At 64.4% G+C, this 19,153-nt stretch carries 27 protein-coding genes; 23 read left to right on the forward strand and 4 right to left on the reverse strand.

Annotated elements, in window-relative coordinates:
• Positions 1-29: 29 nt before the first annotated feature.
• The 8 genes from K9D25_RS17095 (at position 30) to K9D25_RS17130 (ending at position 5,607) form a co-directional block, all read left to right on the forward strand.
• Positions 30-536 carry a hypothetical protein gene (locus K9D25_RS17095; protein ID WP_244376830.1) on the forward strand — a complete coding sequence of 169 codons (507 nt, stop codon included), beginning with the start codon at positions 30-32 and terminating at the stop codon, positions 534-536.
• A gap of 6 nt (positions 537-542) precedes the next feature.
• Positions 543-794, forward strand: coding sequence for a helix-turn-helix domain-containing protein (locus K9D25_RS17100; RefSeq protein WP_244376831.1), 252 nt, complete (start codon positions 543-545; stop codon positions 792-794).
• Positions 795-1,018: 224 nt separating this feature from the next.
• Positions 1,019-2,188, forward strand: coding sequence for a tyrosine-type recombinase/integrase (locus K9D25_RS17105; RefSeq protein ID WP_244376832.1), 1,170 nt, complete (start codon positions 1,019-1,021; stop codon positions 2,186-2,188).
• Between the two features lie 125 nt (positions 2,189-2,313).
• Positions 2,314-2,550, forward strand: coding sequence for a helix-turn-helix transcriptional regulator (locus K9D25_RS17110; RefSeq protein WP_432207888.1), 237 nt, complete (start codon positions 2,314-2,316; stop codon positions 2,548-2,550).
• A complete protein-coding gene (locus K9D25_RS17115) occupies positions 2,550-3,134 on the forward strand; it encodes a hypothetical protein (RefSeq protein WP_244376834.1) in 585 nt (194 codons plus the stop codon). Before K9D25_RS17110 ends, K9D25_RS17115 begins: the two co-directional genes overlap by 1 nt.
• A gap of 75 nt (positions 3,135-3,209) precedes the next feature.
• A complete protein-coding gene (locus K9D25_RS17120) occupies positions 3,210-3,458 on the forward strand; it encodes a hypothetical protein (protein ID WP_244376835.1) in 249 nt (82 codons plus the stop codon).
• Positions 3,442-5,130, forward strand: coding sequence for a YfjI family protein (locus tag K9D25_RS17125; RefSeq protein ID WP_244376836.1), 1,689 nt, complete (start codon positions 3,442-3,444; stop codon positions 5,128-5,130). Before K9D25_RS17120 ends, K9D25_RS17125 begins: the two co-directional genes overlap by 17 nt.
• 270 nt (positions 5,131-5,400) lie before the next feature.
• A complete protein-coding gene (locus K9D25_RS17130) occupies positions 5,401-5,607 on the forward strand; it encodes a hypothetical protein (protein ID WP_244376837.1) in 207 nt (68 codons plus the stop codon).
• A gap of 103 nt (positions 5,608-5,710) precedes the next feature.
• Here K9D25_RS17130 and K9D25_RS17135 read toward each other — a convergent pair whose 3' ends face one another.
• The gene (locus tag K9D25_RS17135; protein WP_244376838.1) at positions 5,711-6,043 is read right to left on the reverse strand and encodes a hypothetical protein; all 333 of its coding nucleotides are present in this window, start codon (positions 6,041-6,043) and stop codon (positions 5,711-5,713) included.
• A 328-nt stretch (positions 6,044-6,371) separates the two neighbouring features.
• Between K9D25_RS17135 and K9D25_RS17140 the strand changes: the two genes are divergently transcribed.
• The 13 genes from K9D25_RS17140 (at position 6,372) to K9D25_RS17195 (ending at position 16,566) form a co-directional block, all read left to right on the forward strand.
• Entirely contained in the window at positions 6,372-6,902 is a 531-nt protein-coding gene (locus K9D25_RS17140) for a hypothetical protein (RefSeq protein ID WP_244376839.1), read from the forward strand.
• On the forward strand, positions 6,899-8,089 hold the full coding sequence (locus K9D25_RS17145) for a phage portal protein (protein WP_244376840.1): 1,191 nt from the start codon (positions 6,899-6,901) through the stop codon (positions 8,087-8,089). The genes K9D25_RS17140 and K9D25_RS17145 overlap by 4 nt, the downstream gene beginning before the upstream one ends.
• Positions 8,079-8,474 (forward strand): gene transfer agent family protein, encoded by a 396-nt coding sequence (locus K9D25_RS17150; RefSeq protein ID WP_244376841.1) that lies wholly within the window; start codon positions 8,079-8,081, stop codon positions 8,472-8,474. The genes K9D25_RS17145 and K9D25_RS17150 overlap by 11 nt, the downstream gene beginning before the upstream one ends.
• Positions 8,464-10,005, forward strand: coding sequence for a phage major capsid protein (locus K9D25_RS17155; RefSeq protein ID WP_244376842.1), 1,542 nt, complete (start codon positions 8,464-8,466; stop codon positions 10,003-10,005). The genes K9D25_RS17150 and K9D25_RS17155 overlap by 11 nt, the downstream gene beginning before the upstream one ends.
• Positions 10,006-10,098: 93 nt before the next feature.
• Positions 10,099-10,479 (forward strand): hypothetical protein, encoded by a 381-nt coding sequence (locus K9D25_RS17160; RefSeq protein WP_244376843.1) that lies wholly within the window; start codon positions 10,099-10,101, stop codon positions 10,477-10,479.
• Between the two features lie 342 nt (positions 10,480-10,821).
• On the forward strand, positions 10,822-11,001 hold the full coding sequence (locus tag K9D25_RS25090; protein ID WP_432207955.1) for an HNH endonuclease signature motif containing protein: 180 nt from the start codon (positions 10,822-10,824) through the stop codon (positions 10,999-11,001).
• A 152-nt stretch (positions 11,002-11,153) separates the two neighbouring features.
• Entirely contained in the window at positions 11,154-11,465 is a 312-nt protein-coding gene (locus K9D25_RS17165) for a head-tail connector protein (protein WP_244376844.1), read from the forward strand.
• Complete coding sequence (locus tag K9D25_RS17170) at positions 11,455-11,817, forward strand: HK97-gp10 family putative phage morphogenesis protein (protein WP_244376845.1); 363 nt, start codon at positions 11,455-11,457, stop codon at positions 11,815-11,817. Before K9D25_RS17165 ends, K9D25_RS17170 begins: the two co-directional genes overlap by 11 nt.
• Positions 11,805-12,218 carry a DUF3168 domain-containing protein gene (locus K9D25_RS17175; RefSeq protein ID WP_244376673.1) on the forward strand — a complete coding sequence of 138 codons (414 nt, stop codon included), beginning with the start codon at positions 11,805-11,807 and terminating at the stop codon, positions 12,216-12,218. The genes K9D25_RS17170 and K9D25_RS17175 overlap by 13 nt, the downstream gene beginning before the upstream one ends.
• A complete protein-coding gene (locus K9D25_RS17180; protein WP_244376674.1) occupies positions 12,218-12,538 on the forward strand; it encodes a phage head closure protein in 321 nt (106 codons plus the stop codon). The genes K9D25_RS17175 and K9D25_RS17180 overlap by 1 nt, the downstream gene beginning before the upstream one ends.
• 2 nt (positions 12,539-12,540) lie before the next feature.
• The gene (locus K9D25_RS17185) at positions 12,541-12,945 is read left to right on the forward strand and encodes a phage terminase small subunit P27 family (protein ID WP_244376675.1); all 405 of its coding nucleotides are present in this window, start codon (positions 12,541-12,543) and stop codon (positions 12,943-12,945) included.
• On the forward strand, positions 12,908-14,641 hold the full coding sequence (locus K9D25_RS17190; RefSeq protein WP_244376676.1) for a terminase large subunit: 1,734 nt from the start codon (positions 12,908-12,910) through the stop codon (positions 14,639-14,641). Before K9D25_RS17185 ends, K9D25_RS17190 begins: the two co-directional genes overlap by 38 nt.
• Positions 14,614-16,566 carry a hypothetical protein gene (locus tag K9D25_RS17195; protein ID WP_244376677.1) on the forward strand — a complete coding sequence of 651 codons (1,953 nt, stop codon included), beginning with the start codon at positions 14,614-14,616 and terminating at the stop codon, positions 16,564-16,566. Before K9D25_RS17190 ends, K9D25_RS17195 begins: the two co-directional genes overlap by 28 nt.
• Positions 16,567-16,604: 38 nt before the next feature.
• Here the strand turns inward: K9D25_RS17195 and K9D25_RS17200 are convergent, their stop codons facing one another.
• The 3 genes from K9D25_RS17200 to K9D25_RS17210 form a co-directional block, all read right to left on the reverse strand.
• Positions 16,605-16,811: a hypothetical protein gene (locus K9D25_RS17200; RefSeq protein ID WP_244376678.1), complete on the reverse strand. Its 207-nt coding sequence runs from the start codon at positions 16,809-16,811 to the stop codon at positions 16,605-16,607.
• A 312-nt stretch (positions 16,812-17,123) separates the two neighbouring features.
• Entirely contained in the window at positions 17,124-17,435 is a 312-nt protein-coding gene (locus K9D25_RS17205; RefSeq protein ID WP_244376679.1) for a hypothetical protein, read from the reverse strand.
• 397 nt (positions 17,436-17,832) lie between these two features.
• On the reverse strand, positions 17,833-17,994 hold the full coding sequence (locus tag K9D25_RS17210) for a hypothetical protein (RefSeq protein ID WP_244376680.1): 162 nt from the start codon (positions 17,992-17,994) through the stop codon (positions 17,833-17,835).
• A 383-nt stretch (positions 17,995-18,377) separates the two neighbouring features.
• Here K9D25_RS17210 and K9D25_RS17215 point away from each other — a divergent pair, with 383 nt between their 5' ends.
• Positions 18,378-18,701: a hypothetical protein gene (locus tag K9D25_RS17215; protein WP_244376846.1), complete on the forward strand. Its 324-nt coding sequence runs from the start codon at positions 18,378-18,380 to the stop codon at positions 18,699-18,701.
• Complete coding sequence (locus tag K9D25_RS17220; RefSeq protein ID WP_244376847.1) at positions 18,698-18,949, forward strand: hypothetical protein; 252 nt, start codon at positions 18,698-18,700, stop codon at positions 18,947-18,949. The genes K9D25_RS17215 and K9D25_RS17220 overlap by 4 nt, the downstream gene beginning before the upstream one ends.
• Positions 18,950-19,153 lie beyond the last annotated feature (204 nt).

Raw genomic sequence — 19,153 nt, forward strand, 5'->3', positions numbered from 1 at the left:
GCCAGCCCAGCCCGGCCCAAGCAGGCGACATGAGTTCGGCGGCCATCATCGGCCTGTCGCCGGCCACCCGTCGCGCCTTCCGCGCCTTGAACATTGGGGCGTTGGCGCTGGCGGCGCTGCTACCGGCACTGGCGGTGTTCTACTGGCTGGCCGGCTCCCCGCACGCGGCTTTCGGCCCGACCCTGCGGCTGGTGGGCATCGCCACCGCGCTGCTGCATCTCCTGCCGCTCAGCTGGGGCCTGATCCGGCTGCGCGCCTGCCTCGCGCAGTTCGCGGCCGGCCACCCCTTTGCGCCAGAGGGCATTGCCGGGTTGCGCGATTTCGCGCTGGGCGCCGGGGCGAGCGCGCTGGCCAAGCCGGTCGCGGGCCTGTTGTTCACTCTGGCGCAGGGGTGGCACGGCGGTCGCAAGCAGATCGCCCTCGACATCAGCTCCGATGTGATGATCCTGGCGCTGTTCGCCGGCGTCATCGCCGCGCTGGCCTGGGCGATGGAGAAGGCCGCTGTGATCGCCGACGAAAACAGCCAGTTCGTCTGAGCCGCCATGCCCATCAAAGTGAGCCTCGCGGCGGTGCTGACCCGGCGCAATGTGAAGTCCAAGGAACTCGCCGCCGCTATCGGCATCACTGAAGCCAATCTCAGCCTGCTGAGGCAGGGCAAGGTCAAAGGCATACGCTTCGACACGCTGGAAGCGATCTGCCGCGCTCTGGACTGCCAGCCGGGCGATATCCTCCGCTATGAAGCCGATGACGACATCACGGCGGCGCCGTGGAGGCCGGAAATGGATGGCTCATAGCCTTCGGCATATGGCGGCGGGGGAAGGACGCAAGCGCCACAGCTGGCGAACAGCGCCGAAGCGATGGCGAATGGCGGAGACGGAGTCCTACTCTCCGCCGTTTTTACTGACAATTTCGCTCGTTAGTCACTGAAACTGCTGTAAAAGTCGCTATCGTCAATTTTGTCGTTATGATAAGCGTCGAAGAAATTCGGTGTCCGCCATATCCTCGGGATTGTCATAACGTGCCACGCCACAAATTGACCGAAAGCGGGATTCGAACCCTCACAAAGCCCGGTGTTTATGGGGATGGCGATGGCCTCTGGTTGCGGATCCAGAAAGGCGGAAGCCGCAATTGGATTTTCATTTGGCGACGCGGGAGCGAGCGCCGCGAGATCGGCCTCGGCGGGCATGGGGCGGGCACGGCACCGGTCAGCCTAAAGCTCGCGCGCGAGAAGGCCAACGCGATCAGAGAGGCCCTGGCACGGGGCGAAGACCCCCGCCCGCGCCAGCCGAAGAAGGAGCTCACGTTCGCCGAGGCGATGGAGGCGGTGCTGGAGCTTAAAGCGCAGGAATCCAAGAACGCGAAACATAAGCAGCAATGGGAAATGACGCTGCGGGAATACGCCAAGCCGCTGCATGGGATGTCCGTCGGCGCCATCACCGTTGATGACGTCGTATCGTGCCTGACGCCGCATTGGACCGAGCGGCCCGAGACGGCCGACCGCTTGCGCTCTCGCATCGGGATCGTCTTGGACTACGCGAAGGCCCGCGGCTTGCGCAGCGGCGACAACCCGGCGGCGTGGAAGGGCAACCTCGACAAGCTGCTGCCGAAACAGAAGAAGCTGTCCCGCGGACACCACGCTGCTCTCGACTATCACGATGTTCCGACTGTGATCGCCGCCCTGCGGAGCAGCAGCGCGACGTCGGCGCGAGCGCTCGAATTCATGATCCTCACGGCGGGCCGCTCCAGCGAGGTACGCGGCGCACTCTGGGATGAGATCGACCTCGATAAATCCTTGTGGGTGATCCCGGCGAACCGAATGAAGGCCGGCGTCGAGCACCGTGTCCCCCTCCCCGCGCGCGCCGTTGACATTCTGAAAGAGCGGGCTGCCGTCCGGTCTGGCGCTCTCGTTTTTGAAGGCGAGCGCGAGGGTAGGCCAATATCGGACACCGCGTTGGTTAAGGCGCTACGGCACGCCGCGCCAAAAAAGCCGGCAACCCAGCATGGTTTCCGCAGCAGCTTCAGGGACTGGGCCGGCGACACGACCGCCTATCCGCGGGAGGTGTGCGAGGCGGCCCTGGCTCACACAATCCAGGGGGTGGAGGCGGCTTATCGGCGGAAGGACGCTCTCGAAAAGCGCCGAGCGCTGATGAACGATTGGGCGGCATTTTGCGCCAACGAGAAAGAATAGCACTACATGTTGACATTGCCGACGCAGACACCTAATATTAGAGCAGGTTCGTTTGCATAACCTCGTTCGGCGGGCGATGTGAGGCCCGCAGGCTACAGCGCAACCCCTATTGAAACGGGGTTCGAATGACTACTTGCAGTGCCGCCGCTATCGCGGCGAACGACAACCTTCCTCCCATCATCTCCATCAAGACAGCCGCCGAAATGACCAGCCTGTCCCGGCCGGCCATCAATTCGTTGCGGGCTGCCGGACAATTCCCCGCAGCCGTGCAACTCGGCGAGCGCCGGATCGGTTTCGTCCGCGCCGAGGTGCTGGCCTGGATCAACGCCCGCATCGCGGCTCGGGATGGGAGGGCCGCGTGATGGTATACCACTTCACCACCAGCGTGCACCTGCCGTGGATATTGGCCACCGGCGAGCTTCGACCCGGTCGCGGCGCTTCCTTCATCCAAGGCCTGCCAGATCCTGACTTCCTTTGGGCGACAACCGATAGCCGCGGCGAGCGTACAATGTCGCTCTCTAAAGAAGCGTATCGAAACGGCGAGTTGCTCCTAATCCGCCTCGAGTTGGACGATGGCGAATTCTGGCCATGGGGCGAAGCGCAGCAGCGTCATCCTGAATGGACAGATGAACTCGTTCGCGTTCTGAACCTAAGTGGGATCATCAAAGGGGCGGATCCACGCAAATGGATGTGCCGCGTAGGGGCACTTCCCCTCTCAAACGAAATACTCACTTCGATTCAAGTCAAATCATGGTCGAGCGGTATCTGGCGCAAATCCGCATACGAGGAGCTCGATCCTGTGCGGCGGGCCGGTTACACATGGCGTTCCGTTCGGATCGACGGTGTGACCTATTCATCTGCTCAGCAGGTTAGAGAAGATGGCGGCTGCGCCTACCAGATCGCTCGATCATATGGGCCAGCGCGCGCCATCGCCGACGCGGCGTAACCCCGCCGCGTAGCTCCTTCCTCCCCCACCCACCCATCACCACCCGCCGGCAGGCCGCGCGGGATAGGAGAAGACATGCGCCTTCTTGCAGTCCGGCCATCGCCGCCGGGAACGCCCCTGCTTGGATTCGTCGACGTCGAGTTAGGACCAGTTCGCCTGTTCGGCGTCGAGATTCGGCGCGCCACCGACGGCACGCTGCGAGCCTGGCCGCCGAAGCGCGGTGAGCGGCGTTCCGCGGCCATCGACCCCGCTACTGCATTCGAGATCGCGACCGCGGCCATGGCCGCCCTGGGAGGCCCTGGCCCGCATGTCCACCAGCGCTGAACGTAAACTCACCGACGCCGAAGCCCGCCGCCTTATACTCGAAAATGTCATCCTCGATTTTGGCGGCAACATCATGCTTGCCCCGCTCGACAGCGTCGGCATTCCCGACTGGGAAGCCGCTCTCGCCGACGAGCTTGACCTGCCATCGCACCCGCCCGTTGATGACGAGGCCCCGCGTCTTTGCGCCGTCGTTGATACCATTCCCGGCCTCATTGGCGCACGCTTCGTGGTGTATCTCGATTGGCGATTGCAGCCGAAGGTTCGGCAGGCATGCGGCCGGCCCGGCGACGATCAGATAGCATACGCCCTAATTGTGCGATCCATCGTGCCGGAGCATCCGACCGACATCCCACTCGCCGCACCGAACGCCGCGAATGATAACGAGCGCCGCCTTCCCGACCCGCCACCGATGATGGCCGATCCGCTCGCGCCGGAAGCGGCAGGCGGGCTACTGGCCGACGTGGCGAAGTGGATCACCACCACGGCTATCATTCCCTCGCCGGAACTATCAATGGTGGCGGCGTCCGCGCTGCTCGCTGGACTGTTCGGGCGGAAGGTGCTGACGCCGATGCGAGGCGGCATCAATCTGTACGCCACCACGCTCCTGGACACGGCGGGGGGTAAGGGGCACCCACCGAAGGCCATCCGCGCCCTGGCCGACGGCATGGGGCGCATGGGCGTGGTGTCCAATGGTGACCACACCTCCTATGCGGCGATAGAGCGGACTCTTCGCAAGAACACGTCGACCGTCATCGTCATGGACGAGTTCGGCATCACGTTGCAGGACGTCAACGGCCGGCATGCATCGTCGGCGGCGGCATCCATCCGCAAGTTTCTGCTGGCCGTCTATGATCAGGCGAACAGCAAGTTTGACGGGCGCATATATGCCTCAGCGGACGCCAAGAAGGCCGACGACCCCATCGACGGCCCGGCGCTCACCGTGCTTGGGATGACCACCATTGAGACCTTGTTCGCCGGGCTCGGCGAGGCCTCGGTGGCGGACGGCTTCATCAACCGCTTTCTGTTCGTCACCAGCGCGCCGGCGCAGGACGTCCGCCCGCCGCGCCTGGATAGGGACGGCAAGCCGCCGGCCACGCTCATAGCCGCGCTGCAGGCCGCATACACGGGCGTTCCAGCCGGCCCTGGTGCGCTGCTTCCCGGAAAGCTTGTCGTGCCGTTCGACGGTGGCGAGGACGGCGAGGCCTACCATAGGTGGGGCCAGGTGTTCATGTGGCAGCGCCACCCGGCATGGAACGCCACCGAGATGGGTATCAACGGGCGCGCCGCCGAGAACACGCTCCGCCTCGCCACCATCCGCGCCATCTCACGCGACCACGCTGCGCCGGCCGTCACGCTCGACGACGTCGAATGGGGGTGGGCCATCGTCCACGCCAGCATCGCGCTCGTCACCGACGGCGCCCGGCGGCATATGGCGGCCAGCCCCGCGGAAGCCCTCCGCAAGGCCATCGTCGCCGCCCTCGACGCGGCGCCCGATAAGACCTTGCCGATATCGAAGCTGATGGAGCGGCACGGCGTCCGTGGCGCTGACATGCGCGAGTTCCGTGCGGCACTTGAGTGGCTGATAAACGCCGGCCAAATCACTGACCTGGCTGGCCGTCCAATGCCTGGCCGCGGCAGCCGGTTGAAGCTCCTCGCCGTTCTCACGCCGTAAGAACGGCCGAGAACGGCGAGCCGGTTTGAGAACGCGCCGTTCTTGAATTCTCACGCCGTTCTCAACTCGTAAGAACGAAAAAGAGTAATGAATATATATAGTTATATATATAATTCTCTCTCGTTCTCACGTTCTTAACATGCCCCTGATTCCGTTCCAAGTGGTATCTAAATATAGGTCTGTGTGCCTATGACACCCACCTTGAGAATTTAAGAACGGAAGCAGTTGGTTGCATATTTCCAACGATACAACTGATAAGGAATGACCCGCATGGAGCAGGTCGCGATTGCCATCCCTCCCGTGGAAGGCACCTACAAGCCGTACACCGACAGCGACGAGCGCCACGCCTGCACGGCGGTGGGCGTCACCTTCTCCGGCTTCGGCCGGACACCCGAGCTGGTGCTGCTGGTGCGCCGGCCGGACGGCACGGTATACGCCGATATCGCCAGCGAGATGCAGCGCCAGCCGGCGGGGTGACTATCTGGGAAAATCCCCCAGTTGCACCGCTCCGAGCCGGCCTTGTGACTGCGGAAATTCCGCAGTCAGAGCACATACCCACGAGGCGCGCCGCATCAACATTTCATCTGTCGTCATCGGGGAGCATGACGAAAACGAGATGCGAGAAGCTTTTACGCCCAGCGAGCGCGTAGCGATTGCCGAGGCGGTGCGGCGTGAGTTGGGTGAGCGGAGAGGGCGAAATAATCCGCAAAATATTGCGGAATTGAAGGGCGCGGAGACCCGCGAAATCGTCGCCGAGCGCGCCGGATTTGGCAATCCTGAGACCTATCGCCAGGCTAGGACCGGCGTCGCGCAGTTGCCGCGCTTCGTGAATGTCCTTGTGGGTCAGCCCGATGTCGGAGACGCTTGGCGCTTCCAGAGCGGAAGCGCTACGCCCGGTGTTGGCGGCGCGCACTTCCCCCCTCCCACTCTTCATAGTTGGTGGTGACCAAATCGCCGCCGCAAGCGGGTATATGTAGGAGATCACCGCTGCGTGACGTTGGTTATAACCGGAACCGTTCGCCGTGCGGGTTATATGAAGGGGTGCAATTCCCAAAGGCACCGTCATTGCGTGCCGCCCAGTGGTCATGACCGAACTGGCGTCGCGTGCGGACTATATGAAGGGGTTGGTTTCAGCCCCGCCGAGATTGAGGCGCCCGTCGTCTCGTCCAGCAGCCGCCTCCGGGCGGCTTTTTTATTTCCCATCAACATAGTCGCGCGCCGTCGCGACGAGAGGATCCCCGATGCGCTACGCGCTTTCGGCGGTTGTCGACGTCGTCGCGACCGCCACCGAACTCTCTCCGCACCACGTCAATATGCAGGCGCGTCGCCTTCAGGAGCTCGGTGAGCTTTCCCGCTCGCCTGGCGGCAGACTCCCGGCTCTTGTCAATGCGGCCCAGGTTTCGCGCCTGATACTGGCTCTGCTCATTGACCGGCCGCTGGTCGAAGCCGCCCGTCTCGCCGCGACCATGTCCGACTATCGCCACGAGGGCATGCCCGTCGGCGACTACATTGGCCGCATGCTCGTATCGGCGGGCGGCCCGGACTTCCTCACACCGACCTCGGTGCTGACCGCGAAGGCCAGCATCACCGTACACGCGCCTGATGCAGTGGTCGTCCGCCACTCATGCCTCGACGATCCGCTGGAAGAGATCTTCACCGCGGCCGGCTCTACCTGGTCACCCGATGACGCCGACGGCATCACCAGCGCGCGCACCCTACCCGGCCGGCTGCTTCACCGCATCGGCCGCGGCCTGGCAGGGGTTGCCGAATGATTTGGCCTTTCAACCGCCGCGCCCCCGTCGAGACCAAGAGCCTCGCCGCGCCGGACCCTGAATTGCTCGCGCTGTTCGGCATCACCACGGGCGCTACGGCCATCTCCGGCCCTGCCGCCCTCCGGGTGCCAGCGGTAGCGGCAGCGGTGCGCGTCATCAGCGAGGCAGCGGCGACGCTGCCCATCACCGTCAAGCGGGTCGACGAGGCCGGCACGCATACCGATGCCACCGACCATCCCGCCCACAAGCTGCTGACCGGCGCGGCGAATGAATGGCTGGACGGCTGGGAATTGGTGCGAGACCTCGTCGCGCAGGCCCTCGTCAATGACCGCGGGGGCCTGGCTTATATCGGCCGCTCCAGCGACGGCAGGCCGATTGAGATCATCCAGCCGCAGGTCGGGCAAATCGACGTTCAGTATGACGGCGTGACCCGCGAGCCCTCGTACAGGCTGGCCGGCCAACCCATCGCGGCCAGCGACATCGTGCATGTGCGCGGCCCCTTCGACCGCTGCCCCGTCTCGCTGGCCGCCGAGGCGATCGGCGCGGCGGCGGCCATGGAGAAACACGCGGCGGGCCTATTCGCCCGCGGTGCGCGACCCGGCGGCATCCTGGAGATCCCCGGCGACCTGCCGGAGAAGGGACTGATTTCCCTGCTAAAAAGCTGGCATGAGACGCATGACGGAGCGTCAAAGTCCGGCAACACGGCAGTTTTGTTGAACGGCGGGAAGTGGAATCCCGGCATCATCAACAGTACGGATGCGCAGTTCCTCGAGAACCGCAAGTTCCAGAACATCGAAATTGCACGCGCATTCCGCGTGCCACCTTCGATGCTTTATGAACTTGACCGCGCCACGTGGTCAAACTCTGAGCAAATGGGCAAAGAGTTCCTGACTTACTGTCTGGAGCCATGGCTTCGCGCCGTTGAAAGCGCCTTCGGCAGGGCGCTGATCGAGCCTGAATTCCGCAATATTTTGCGGATTTCCATCGACCGTGACGACCTCACCAGGGCCGATCTCGGCGCACGCGCGACCGCCTACTCGTCGCTCATCTCGGCACGCGTGCTCAACCCCAATGAAGCGCGAGCCTGGGAGGGCCTCCCAGCCTACCCGGCGGGCGACGCCTTCATCAATCCCGCAATAACCACCGCAAAGCCGCCGAGCGCGGCAGGAGACGCGAATGCTAGTTAATTCGATCAGCGCGACCATCAGCGGCCATGAACACCGCCTCACTGTTCGCCGCGACAGCCTTTCGATCTTGGACGCGGTGCTGGGCGGCAGCGCCTATGCCGTGTTGAAGAAATTCGAGGCGGGCACATGGTCCACCAACGACGTCGAGTTGGTGCTCTCGTTTGCGCTGCATGGGCCGACGCCGATGGAGCGGATCATCGCGAAGTTAGGCGCGCCGCAACCGACGGGCGAACGCCGCGCTACCGCTCCCGAGATCGCCGCGGCCATCAACCGCAACGGGCCGGGGCAGTACGCCGACCTCGCCGCGCTGACGCTCTCGGCGGCCCTGTTCGGCATCAGCGAAAGCGATGCCGTGTGGACTGACGAGGTGGCAGATGCAGCCTGACCGCATCGAATGCAAGGCCGCGTTCGATGTCGACGACGCCGGCCTCGTAACCGGCAGGGCATGGGACTTCTCCAGCCCTGATCGTGTCGGGGATGTCATCACCCCCGAAGCCTTCGCGAAGGCAGTGCCGCCGCTCCCGATGTTGTTCGCCCATGATCAGTCGCAGGTCGTCGGCTCCTGGACCGGCATTCGTGCTGGCGCGGACGGCCTGACGGTCACGGGCAAACTTCTCGTCAACGACGTGGCCCGCGCCGCCGAAGTGCGAGCGATGCTCCAGACCAAAGCTGTCAGCGGCCTGTCCGTCGGCTTTCTCACGAAGAAGTCCGCACCCCGCCGAGGTGGTGGCCGGACGATTACCGACCTCGACCTGGTCGAAATTTCCATCGTCGCCGTGCCGGCCCATCCGGGCGCGCGGATCTCTCAAATCAAGGAACTAACCATGACCGACGTGGTCACCGAAGGCGCCGTGGATACCAAGGCGATCGAAGCTATTACCGCCAAGCTCACCGAGCTCGAGACCAAGGCCGACACCACCGCCCTGGCCGCCCGTCTCGACAAGCTCGAGGCGAAGGCCTCCCGTCCGGCTGGCGATACCCGCCCCGAGCCTTCGGTGGAACGCAAGGCGTTCGCCGCCTACCTCCGCCACGGCAAGGAAGCTCCGGCCGAGGAACTGAAGACGCTGACGGTGTCGTCCGATCCCCAGGGCGGATACCTTGCCCCCGCGGAGATGTCGACGGAGTTCCTCCGCAACCTGGTGGAATACAGCCCCATCCGCGCCCTTGCGAGCGTCCGCTCGACGGGCTCGCCCAGCGTTATCTATCCGACCAGGACCGGCATCACCAACGCTAAGTGGAAGGGGGAGGGCCAGGCGCAGGAGGGCAGCGAGCCGGCCTTCGGCCAGGCTGAAATCGCCGTGAAGGAGGTCAACACCTATGTGGACATCTCCAACCAGCTGATCGCGGACAGCGCCGGCAGCGTCGAATCCGAAGTCAATCTCGCCCTTTCGGAAGACTTCGGGGCGAAGGAGGCGACCGCATTTGTGAATGGCAATGGCGTGCTGGAGCCGGAAGGCATCATGAGCCACGCGGGCATCAGTTTCACGGCCAATGGCCACGCGACGAACCTCTCGGCTGATGCGCTGATTTCGTTGATGTACGCGATGCCCGCCACGTACCGGAACGCTGGCACTTGGGCCATGAATGGCACGACGCTCGCGACCATCCGCAAGCTGAAGGATGGGCAGGGCAATTATCTCTGGCAGCCGTCGTACCAGGCCGGCCAGCCGGAGAGCATTCTCGGTCGCCCCGTCGTCGAGTTCTTGGACATGCCGGACGTCGCGGATGGCACGTTCCCCATTCTGTATGGCGACTTCTCGGGCTACCGCATCGTAGACCGCGTCGGCCTCTCGATCCTGGTCAACCCCTACCTCCTCGCGACCAACGGGCTGACCCGATACCACGCGACCCGCCGCGTCGGCGGCCGTGTCCTGCAGCCGGCAAAGTTTCGCAAACTCAAAATGGCGACGTCCTGACGCAAAAGTGGAACATCTTGTTCCACTTTCCTCATCCCCATCCCCAGCGAGCGGCCACCTTCGGGTGGTCGTTTGCGTTTTACAGGAGCGCAAATGCGCGATCTCGTTTCCAATATCGGCATCGTCCCGGCCATCGCGCCGGCCGTGCAGTCCGCCGCCGCTGATGGCATCGCGGTGGACCTGAAGGGCTTCAACCGCGTCGCCTTCGCCATCAACACCGGGGCGATCGTCGGATCGGGCGACTTCGGCATCAAAGTGCAGGAGTCGGATGACGGTTCGACCTTCACCGACGCCGCTGCCTCGGCGGTGCTCGGCACCGTGCCGGCCACGCTGGTGGCGGCGAGCGCCTACAAGGTCGGCTACATCGGCTTCAAGCGGTACGCCCGGCTGGCGATCACCAAGGCGGGAGGCACTTCGATTGCGCTCGGCGCCGTCGCCATCAAGGGCGATCCGGCTTCGGCTCCGGTGGCCTGATCCAATCCGGCGGCTATCCAATGAGGGCGGCGCTGGGCCGTCCAACAACGGGAAGTAGACCTCCCCGCCGCCACCCGTAATGGGACACCAGGGGTCAAGGTCGTTACAAGTCCAGCACTCGTCGGCAGCGTCTTTTCAATCGGATGGGGACGACTGCCGGCGAGTTAACCTGCGGGCAAATCCATGAAACGTCTCTGCTCTTGCGGCCGGCTCGTCGAGCGCGGCGAGACCTGTGTGTGTCAGGTGGCGGCCCGCCGTGAGCGCGTAGCCAAGGCCGACGCGGCACGCCCCAGCGCTGCAGCGCGTGGGTATGATCATGCGTGGCAGCAATTGCGGAAGCGGATGCTAGCGGAGCACCCCACCTGCACCTGCGGCGAGCCATCAGCCGAAGTGCATCATCTCATATCGGTGCGTGAGCGACCAGACTTGAGGCTTGACGTTGCAAATCTGCAATGTCTTTGCCGGTCTTGTCACTCACGCATTACCGCACGCACCCAGGCATTCGGTCGAGGCATGCGCTAATCGCATGGCATACCGGGGGTGGTTGGCGACTTTTGCCTCGCCCTCCCGACCACCCGCCGCTATCCAGCGAGCAATTCGTCCCAATCCAGATTTCGTAAGGCCCGATGGCCTTGATTCAGCATGCGCTCTGCGCATTGCAGAGGAACACAAGCATGGCCATAGTCGACCTATCGCTTGCAAAAAAGCATCTTGGCGTCACCGAAGAAGACGATGATGACCTCATCTCCGCAAAGATCGACTCGGCCCAGGCGCTGCTCGAGGGCTGGCTGGGCTATGCGATCGAAGACCGTTTCGAGACCGCGCCGGCCGACCTGATCGAGGCGGTTCTGCAGCTGATGGCCCACGCCTACGAGAACCGCGAGGCCACGGTCGTCGGCCTTGCCATCGCATCCGTGCCGCTTGGCGTGCGCGACGTGATTGCGACGCGCCGGGACTACCTGACGGGGTATGTCGATGGCTCGTAATCGCGACCTAGTAGCCCTCGAGAAGGCGTTCAAGGCCATCCCCCGCGAGGTGCGGGACAAGGTCCGGCCGGCCGTGCAGGTCGGCGCCGATGAGATCGTGGCGCGGGCCAAGTACCTGGCCCCCGAAGAGACCGGCGAGCTTGCCGCCAGCATCCATACGGAACCCGGCCCGGTAGACCTCGCGGTGACGGTCGTCGCCGATGACGAGGCCGCGCTGTTCCAAGAATACGGAACCGCCACGAACAGTCAGCACCGGTTTTTCTGGCCAGCCGTCAACACCCTCAAGAATAGAGTCCGGCGCCGCATAGACCGCGCGATCGGCAAGGCAATCCGAGAGGCATGGTCGAAATGAGCGAGCCGTCACTCGCGGCCCAGGCCGCTATCCGCGCCGTGCTCGTGGCATCTGGCAGCGTCACCTCGCTGGTACCGGCCGGCAATATCCTGGATCGAAACTCCCGCCCGGAGGTCACGCCTCTGATCATTGTCGGCGACGGCTACACGGTCGACGCCAGCGCGCAATGCATCGAGGCCTGGGAGGTCTACAGCGACATTCACGTGTGGACTAAGGAGCCAGGCCTGGCGCAGTGCAAGACTATCGCTGGCGCCGTGCAGCGTGCGCTCCGCGGCCTTGATGTTGAGGCGCAGGGTTACTCGCTTTCCATCATGGCGCAGGATTGTCGCTACTTTCGCGACCCGGATGGTGAGCATGCCCACGCGGTGGTGAGCGTCACCTTGTTCGCGGAGGAACTGTGATGCGCGCCGGCAAGCTGGATCGCACCATCACCATCGAGCGCGGCACGCATGTCGTCGATGAGTTCGGCACGCCCGTCTACAGCTGGACGCCTCTCGCCGCGCCGATGCGGGCGCAGGTCGTCGAGGCCAGCACCACCGAGTTCTTCAAGAGCTTCGGCGCCTCCTCCGAGAACGTCACCGTGTTCCGCACCCGCTGGATCGATGGGGTGACGCTGGCCGATCGCGTCGTGGCGGGCGGCGTAACGTTCGACATCAAGGACATCAAGGAAATCGGCCGGCGCCGCGGTTTGGAACTGCGCTGCGTCGCGAAAGGAGCCTGAGAATGGCCCGTGGACGAAAGGCGGAAATCACCGCCGTAGACGGCGCGCTGGACAAGGCGCCTGCCGCTCCGAAATGGCTTCCGGCCTATGCCAAGGCAGAATGGAAACGACTGGTTCCGATCCTGGTGAACGACCGCAAGCTGGCGGTGCACGAGCTCCAGAGCGTCGAGTCCTATTGCATCAGCGTCGCCCGCATCCGCGAGGCGGAGGAGATCATCGCCCGCGAGGGGCTGGTGATCATGGGCACACGCGGCCCGCAGCGACACCCCGCGACGGCGATCCTCAAGGAACACCAGGAGGCCGCGCGTCGGCTGCTGATCGAGCTCGGCGGCACCCCGGCCAGCCGCGGGAAGAATAAGGGGGGCGCCGTTGGAAACGACCCTGCCGACGACCTTGGGGATATCTGAAAGTGCCAACTCGTTGGCACTTTCACACCCCAAAGAAACTGGGCAGATTCTGGCCAGTTTAGACGTAACGGCGGAATCCGCCGTTGCGTCCCATCCCGCCTGGCTCTTCGACGACTCCCCCATCCCCGACCCGCACGGCAAAGGCGAGCGCGCCGTCCGCTTCATTCGCGCGCTGAAGCACCCCAAGAGCAGCTTACCGGGCCGGGGGTTTCAGCTGGATCGCTGGGCCGAAAGGCTAATCCGCAGGGTCTACGGCGACACCCGGCCGGACGGTACGCGGCGCATCAAGACGGTCTTCGCCCTCATTCCGCGCGGCAATCGGAAAACGACGCTCGGCGCGGCGCTGGCGCTTCTTCACCTTGGACCGGAGCGCATCCCGCGCTCCCAGGTGGTGTCGGCCGCGGTGGATCGCGACCAGGCCCGCATTGCCTTCGAGGAAATGACCGGCGTCATCGGCGCACATCCGCGGCTCGCCGAGGCGATGCATCCGCAGGATACGAAGAGCCGCATCACCCACAAAAAGTCAGGCGCTTTCTACCGAGCAATGTCGGCCGATGCCGCAACCGCCCATGGTCGGACTCCGGTCTTCGCGTTGGTCGATGAGCTCCATGCCTGGAAAAAGCGCGACCTGTGGGACGCGATCAAAACCGGCCTGGTGAAGACCCCCGGCAGCTTGCTGGTCATCACTACCACGGCCGGCATCGGGCGGGAGAATGTGGCGTACGACATGTACGCGTATGCCCGGCAGGTGGCGACGGGCGCGATCGAGGACGAGGCTTTCCTGCCTATCCTGTTCGAGGCCGAGCCTGACGAGGATTGGCGCGACGAGGCCGTGTGGCACCGTGTTAACCCCGGCCTGTCCTGCGAGCCGCCTTATCCCGATCTCGACGGCCTGCGGCAGATGGTGCGGGAAGCCCAGCACCGGCCCGCCGATCGTGAGATGTTCCGCCAGCTGCATCTTAACGTGTGGCTCGACGGCGCTGCCGAACCGGCCTGGGACTTGGCAATATGGGACGAAAACAGCGAGACCTATGACCTGGAAGCGCTGAAAGGCGCCAAGGCCTACCTCGCCGTTGACCTGTCGAAGCGCATCGACCTATCCGCCATTGCGGCTTGCATTGAGGTGCCCGACGGCCGGCACGTCCTGCACGTCGAGGCATTCTGCCCCGAAGAGGGCATACGCAGACGAGCGGACTTGGACAGCGCGCCGTACCCGCTCTGGCAGGAGCAGGGCTTCCTCACCGCATGCCCAGGTGATGTGATCGACCGCGGCATGATCGAGGAGCGCATTCGAGCCCTGTGCGCGCATCTGGACGTTCAGGAAATAAACTTCGATCCGTGGTCGGCCGGCGAAATGATGCGATCCCTCGATGCCGACGGCCTGCCGGTGGTGGAGTTCCCGCAGCGGCTGGCCACCTTCGCCCGGCCCGTCACCGAGTTCGAGACGGCATTCATGGAGCGACGGCTGCTGCACGGCGGCAACCCCGTGCTGCGATGGGCCGTCGGAAACGTGGTGCTTGACGCCGACGCGTCTGAGAACCGTCGGCCGAACAAGAAGAAATCCACCGACCGCATTGACCCGGCAGTGGCCGCCATCATGGCTGTTGGCCGCGCCATGGCGAATGACGGGCACCGATACACCACTCTATCGCCGCAGGAGCTTATGCCGTGGCTAACCCCGAATCCAAGAAGCTAACTGTCGAGGTCCTGGCACGCGTCGACAAACTCGAAAAGGGCATGGCACGCGCCAGCGCTGCCGCCAACGACAACTTCGGCAAGATCGAGCGACGCGCCGGCCAGGCGACAAAGCGACTGGAGTCCCGGTTCGAAGCCATCGGCCGCTCGGCTGCCACATCGCTCGGCGCGTTCGGCCTGGGCGGAGTTGGCATTGCAGGCCTGTTCGCAGGCGCCAAGACTGCCGCTGCTGACCTTGCCCAGATCGCCGCCGAGGCACAGAAGGCCGGCGTCGCCGTCGAGGCATTCCAAGAGCTTGGATATGCGGCCAAAGGCGCGCTGGTAAACTTTGACGCGCTCACTGACGGCTTGAAGGAAATGCAACTCCGGGCCGACGAGTTCATCGTCACCGGGGCAGGCGGCGGGGCGGAGGCATTCCAGCGGCTCGGGTACGGCGCCGCCGAACTCAAGGAGAAGCTGCGGGATCCGGCTGCCCTGTTCGAAGACATCATCGAAAAGCTTGGCCGGCTGGACAAGGCGAGTCAGATACGCATCGCGGACGAGCTCTTCGGCGGTACCGGTGGCGAGCAGTTCGTGCGCCTTCTCGACCAGGGAAACGGTTACATCGCGAAGATGCGGCAGGAAGCGCGGGACACCGGCAACGTGCTGGACGCCGAGCTCATCCAGCGCGCCGTCGAGATCGACCGCCAATTCGCGAAGCTATCCACGACGATCGGCACCAACCTGAAGGGCGCGATAGTTGCCGTCGTGGCGGAGATGCGCACCTTCTCCGATATGCTGAACGCCACAGAACAGCAGTCGTCGGCGACGCTTCAGCGGCGCATCGACCTTCTGATCGCAGCCGCGGAGAATATGAAGAAGTCCTCCGCCGCCTTCGCGCTTGGGGGTGGCCAGGAGGGCATCGATCGCCGGCTGGCCGAGGCTGCTGGCCTGCAGTCGCAACTCGACAGCCGCCCGCCGCGCGTGACGGTCAATCCGAGCATGGGTTCCGGCATGGGAGATTTGTCCCAGGTCAAGACTCCCGCCAGCACCGCGGCGGACCAGTTGGCGAAGGCATATCAGTCGATCGTGCTCTCGGCGGAGCAGCGGATCACTCAGATGGGGGTAGAGCAGCAGGCGCTTGGCATGACGACCGCGGCGGCAGAAGCGCTCCGCGTCAAGCAGGAACTCATCAACGAGCTAACCCGCGCCGGCATCACGCTCACGCCTGACTATGTGGCGAAGATCGATGACCTTGCCCAGCGTTCGGGTCAGGCAGCATCTGCCCTGGAGGCACAGGCAGCGTCACAGGCCGCGCTTGCTGAGACGATGGATGAGGTGCGCGGCACCGCCTATGATGTGCTGGGCGGGTTCGTCTCGGACCTGCGCAACGGTATCTCCGCAGCAGATGCCCTGTCGAACGCGCTGAATCGTGTCCTCGATAAGGTCATCGAAATCGGGCTACAGAATGCGCTGACTGGCCTGCTGGGCAGTCCCGGCACCACGCAGGCAGGTTCACTCGGCAAGCTGTTCGGCTTCGCGGGTGGCGGCTACACCGGCTCCGGTGGCAAGTATCAGCCGGCTGGCGTGGTGCATCGTGGTGAGTACGTGATTCCGGCCGATCGTACCCGCGAGCTTGGTGTGGGGTTCCTGGACCGCCTGGCCGGCTTCTCCAGCGGCGGGCTGGTGGCACCCACCCTGCCGCAGATCAGGTCCGGCGATGTGGCGCGCGGCGCAGGCGGCATGCCGGTGGTCAACGTATCGGTGCAGACCTTGCCGGGGCAGACCGCCGATGTGCGTCAGAGCCGCGGCGCCGATGGGGCAATCAACATCGCCGCGACGGTGCGCAAGCTGGTCGAAGACGAAATGGTGAGCCAAGCGCAGGGGCGTGGCCGTGGCGCGCAGGCTTTGGAGCGGTCCTACGGCCTTCGGAGGCAGACGGCGTGAGGTTGGCGCCAGGCTCACGAGGGTCTGGCGCCTGAGCGTCACAGGCCGGCGGCAAACTCCCGCACGTCGTCGAGGGTGGCGTCATAGGGGCGCTGGAAGGCGCCGAGGCGCACCGTGTTCGTGCCGTCAATGACCATGTAGCCCGGCCCGTACCAGCTACGCGACCAGTGGCGGGAAGCTGTCTTCTCCAAGCGGTAACCCGCCTTGGCGAGACGGCGACGGATGGCGGATTCGGAAAGAGGCATAGCAAGCCCTCCATGGATTGGATCAACTGACAAACGCATTCGTTGCGTTGCGTTGCCAAACCTGGTGCGGCCGTCAGAAGCCGCAGGGGCCGGACCCCAGACCGTCCATGCAGGACGATGTTGCTTAGGGCGAGACGATAGTGGTGAGCTCCCCGCCTTTCGTCAAGCCCCAACCCGTCACGCGCCCGAAGCGGGCTGTCCGCTCCGGGCGCGCCCGATGCCGTCGCGATCCGCATCGGGCCAAGCGCTGCCGTCCACTTCGGCGCGCTTGGTCTCGTCATGCTCAAACTCGCATGTGCGATAGCGCACCGCCTAGGGGCCCGGCGCTGACACATCGTTCACCAGCACGCGAGTCACCTCGCTATCTTCGATGATGCACTTAGCGATGTGCAGGGAGCCGCCGCGAAGGAACGCGACTTGGACGATTCCATTCTTGTCGTCGCCCGTCACATGCATCGATGTGTCGTCTCCTAGATCGTGATCAATCCCCGTCGCCTCTTCCAGGTGGCTTTCGCAGTGCGTCTTGGCGGCCGTCACCGGATCGTTCATGCGCCAGAATACCAAGCCGGAGATGCCGGCTCCGATGACGATCAGTGCAATGGTGTATCGAGCTAACTTATTCACGCGCGCTGCCTCTTTGGTTGCGAGAGGTTTACGAGCAGTGGGCCGTTTTGGACCGAAAACGTTGGTATATAAGTAGTTCTACTGCCGAGCGCGGGCGCTGGCGGAATGGGCGGCTTCCGCTCGCCGCGCTCTGCGTCGCGCCTGACGGTGCGAGCATCAACGCCGGTCTTGGCGGCTTGGTCTTCGGCATAAGAGTGGACAAGTTGTCCACTCTCTTTGGTGTTGTGGCCATGCCGCGTCTCCGGATGCAGCGCCTCACTCCTCCACGGGAGCGCCGGGCTTCTTCCTTGGGGCGATCTGCTTCTTAGGCCTGCCGAACTTGTCCTTTCGGATGTACGGCCCTGGCGGCAACGTAAACGGATCCGCCTCCAGCTTGGGCGGGCCTGCCAGATGCGCCTCAACGGTCGGCCAGTGCCAGCGTGATCTGGCCCCGATTGATAGTCGCGCGCGGGACGAAACCCTGCAGCACCCACGAGTCAAACGTGTCGACGCTGATCTCAAGCAATGCGGCTGCAGTCTTGCGCGAGACGAAGACGGGCCGGTGATTCTCGTCGGTCATGGCGTGCCCTTAGTGCGGTCAGACACGATACCCCCGCGCGGCGCGTCGCACCACAGGGTGCCCCAAGGGAGGGGCTACTTGCACATTTCGAGAATCGGGGTGATGTTGACCGTGGGCTTGAACACCCGGACCGAAGATAGGGCGACTCCCGTTTGGCGACGGAGAGTGCCTGAGCGCGAAGCCTCTTGGCGGAGGCGGAACGCATGCGGCGCCTTGGCGGGCGACCGAACCTGGCCATAATGGCCGGGAGCGGTGCGCCATGTCCAGAGGGTAATTCCTTAAAAGCGCAACGGCCTGTCTCTTCGGCAGGTGTTCAACTCCCGGCTGCCCGGTCTGATACCGGGCGCGGCCTTGAACAGCCGATACCGAAGAGCCTCAACCCCATGACCATCGACAAGACGTCCAGTCGTCGCGCATTCCTCATCGGCGCTGCGCCCGCGCTCATAGCGGCACCCGCGCTCGCCCTTCCGCCGCCGTTATCGCCCCAGCAGCGGATAGACGCCGCCATGGCGGAGATCCGCGCTGTGTTCGCTGAGATGTATCCAGGCCACCACGTCACCGAAGCCAAGATGCTGCGACGGGACACCGGCGGCCTGGCCATCGGCGCGTACCCGCACGAAGGGTATCACACGAGGTTCCATTTCCACGACAACGGCCCGCTGCGCGCCGCCGATGTCGAGGGCCGTCAGCGGGGGAATGGCCGATGAACGTCCACGCCCCCATCAGAACCGCCGCCGTGCCGGCTTCCAGCACGATCGACCGCCTGAACGAGATCCGATGCCTACTTGGCGCGCTGGATATCATGGCGGGCACGCTCGAGGGATACCAAGCCGAAGCCTTCTACAGCGTCATCCAGTCCGCCCAGGAGAAGGTCGAGGCGGTGCAGTCCGTGGTGTGCGCCGCTGCTGATGATGCCCGACTGAGAGACCGGCCGGCGCGCGCAAAAGCGGCGTGAACGCTCAACGCCACCACCTAAGCAGGTATCGCCAACCGGCCGGGCCAGCGACGCGTCGTGACCCGCAGCAGCAGCGTCCGGCTGGATCCCCGTCGCCCTTTTCGGAGGGCGGCGGGGTTCTCTTTCTTCGGCCAAAGCTCGGTTATGACAACCGTGCGGCTTTAGCCGGAAAATCCAAAAAAAACTCAATGAAATCAAGGGATT

The organism is Ancylobacter polymorphus (assembly GCF_022836935.1).
In the GTDB taxonomy this organism is placed as follows: Bacteria; Pseudomonadota; Alphaproteobacteria; order Rhizobiales; family Xanthobacteraceae; genus Ancylobacter; species Ancylobacter polymorphus_A.

What these genes read in the sequence shown, in the direction of transcription:
- K9D25_RS17155 (WP_244376842.1), top strand. Translation starts at nt 8,464, where the DNA reads ATGCAGCCTGACCGCATCGAATGCAAGGCCGCGTTCGATGTCGACGAC.
- K9D25_RS17130 (WP_244376837.1), top strand. Translation starts at nt 5,401, where the DNA reads ATGGAGCAGGTCGCGATTGCCATCCCTCCCGTGGAAGGCACCTACAAG.
- K9D25_RS17185 (WP_244376675.1), top strand. Translation starts at nt 12,541, where the DNA reads ATGGCCCGTGGACGAAAGGCGGAAATCACCGCCGTAGACGGCGCGCTG.
- K9D25_RS17180 (WP_244376674.1), top strand. Translation starts at nt 12,218, where the DNA reads ATGCGCGCCGGCAAGCTGGATCGCACCATCACCATCGAGCGCGGCACG.
- K9D25_RS17095 (WP_244376830.1), top strand. Translation starts at nt 30, where the DNA reads ATGAGTTCGGCGGCCATCATCGGCCTGTCGCCGGCCACCCGTCGCGCC.
- K9D25_RS17140 (WP_244376839.1), top strand. Translation starts at nt 6,372, where the DNA reads ATGCGCTACGCGCTTTCGGCGGTTGTCGACGTCGTCGCGACCGCCACC.
- K9D25_RS17150 (WP_244376841.1), top strand. Translation starts at nt 8,079, where the DNA reads ATGCTAGTTAATTCGATCAGCGCGACCATCAGCGGCCATGAACACCGC.
- K9D25_RS17100 (WP_244376831.1), top strand. Translation starts at nt 543, where the DNA reads ATGCCCATCAAAGTGAGCCTCGCGGCGGTGCTGACCCGGCGCAATGTG.
- K9D25_RS17220 (WP_244376847.1), top strand. Translation starts at nt 18,698, where the DNA reads ATGAACGTCCACGCCCCCATCAGAACCGCCGCCGTGCCGGCTTCCAGC.
- K9D25_RS17120 (WP_244376835.1), top strand. Translation starts at nt 3,210, where the DNA reads ATGCGCCTTCTTGCAGTCCGGCCATCGCCGCCGGGAACGCCCCTGCTT.
- K9D25_RS17175 (WP_244376673.1), top strand. Translation starts at nt 11,805, where the DNA reads ATGGTCGAAATGAGCGAGCCGTCACTCGCGGCCCAGGCCGCTATCCGC.
- K9D25_RS17165 (WP_244376844.1), top strand. Translation starts at nt 11,154, where the DNA reads ATGGCCATAGTCGACCTATCGCTTGCAAAAAAGCATCTTGGCGTCACC.
- K9D25_RS17115 (WP_244376834.1), top strand. Translation starts at nt 2,550, where the DNA reads ATGGTATACCACTTCACCACCAGCGTGCACCTGCCGTGGATATTGGCC.
- K9D25_RS17110 (WP_432207888.1), top strand. Translation starts at nt 2,314, where the DNA reads ATGACTACTTGCAGTGCCGCCGCTATCGCGGCGAACGACAACCTTCCT.
- K9D25_RS17125 (WP_244376836.1), top strand. Translation starts at nt 3,442, where the DNA reads ATGTCCACCAGCGCTGAACGTAAACTCACCGACGCCGAAGCCCGCCGC.
- K9D25_RS17160 (WP_244376843.1), top strand. Translation starts at nt 10,099, where the DNA reads ATGCGCGATCTCGTTTCCAATATCGGCATCGTCCCGGCCATCGCGCCG.
- K9D25_RS17215 (WP_244376846.1), top strand. Translation starts at nt 18,378, where the DNA reads ATGACCATCGACAAGACGTCCAGTCGTCGCGCATTCCTCATCGGCGCT.
- K9D25_RS17200 (WP_244376678.1), bottom strand. Translation starts at nt 16,811, where the DNA reads ATGCCTCTTTCCGAATCCGCCATCCGTCGCCGTCTCGCCAAGGCGGGT.
- K9D25_RS17145 (WP_244376840.1), top strand. Translation starts at nt 6,899, where the DNA reads ATGATTTGGCCTTTCAACCGCCGCGCCCCCGTCGAGACCAAGAGCCTC.
- K9D25_RS17170 (WP_244376845.1), top strand. Translation starts at nt 11,455, where the DNA reads ATGGCTCGTAATCGCGACCTAGTAGCCCTCGAGAAGGCGTTCAAGGCC.
- K9D25_RS17210 (WP_244376680.1), bottom strand. Translation starts at nt 17,994, where the DNA reads ATGACCGACGAGAATCACCGGCCCGTCTTCGTCTCGCGCAAGACTGCA.
- K9D25_RS25090 (WP_432207955.1), top strand. Translation starts at nt 10,822, where the DNA reads ATGCTAGCGGAGCACCCCACCTGCACCTGCGGCGAGCCATCAGCCGAA.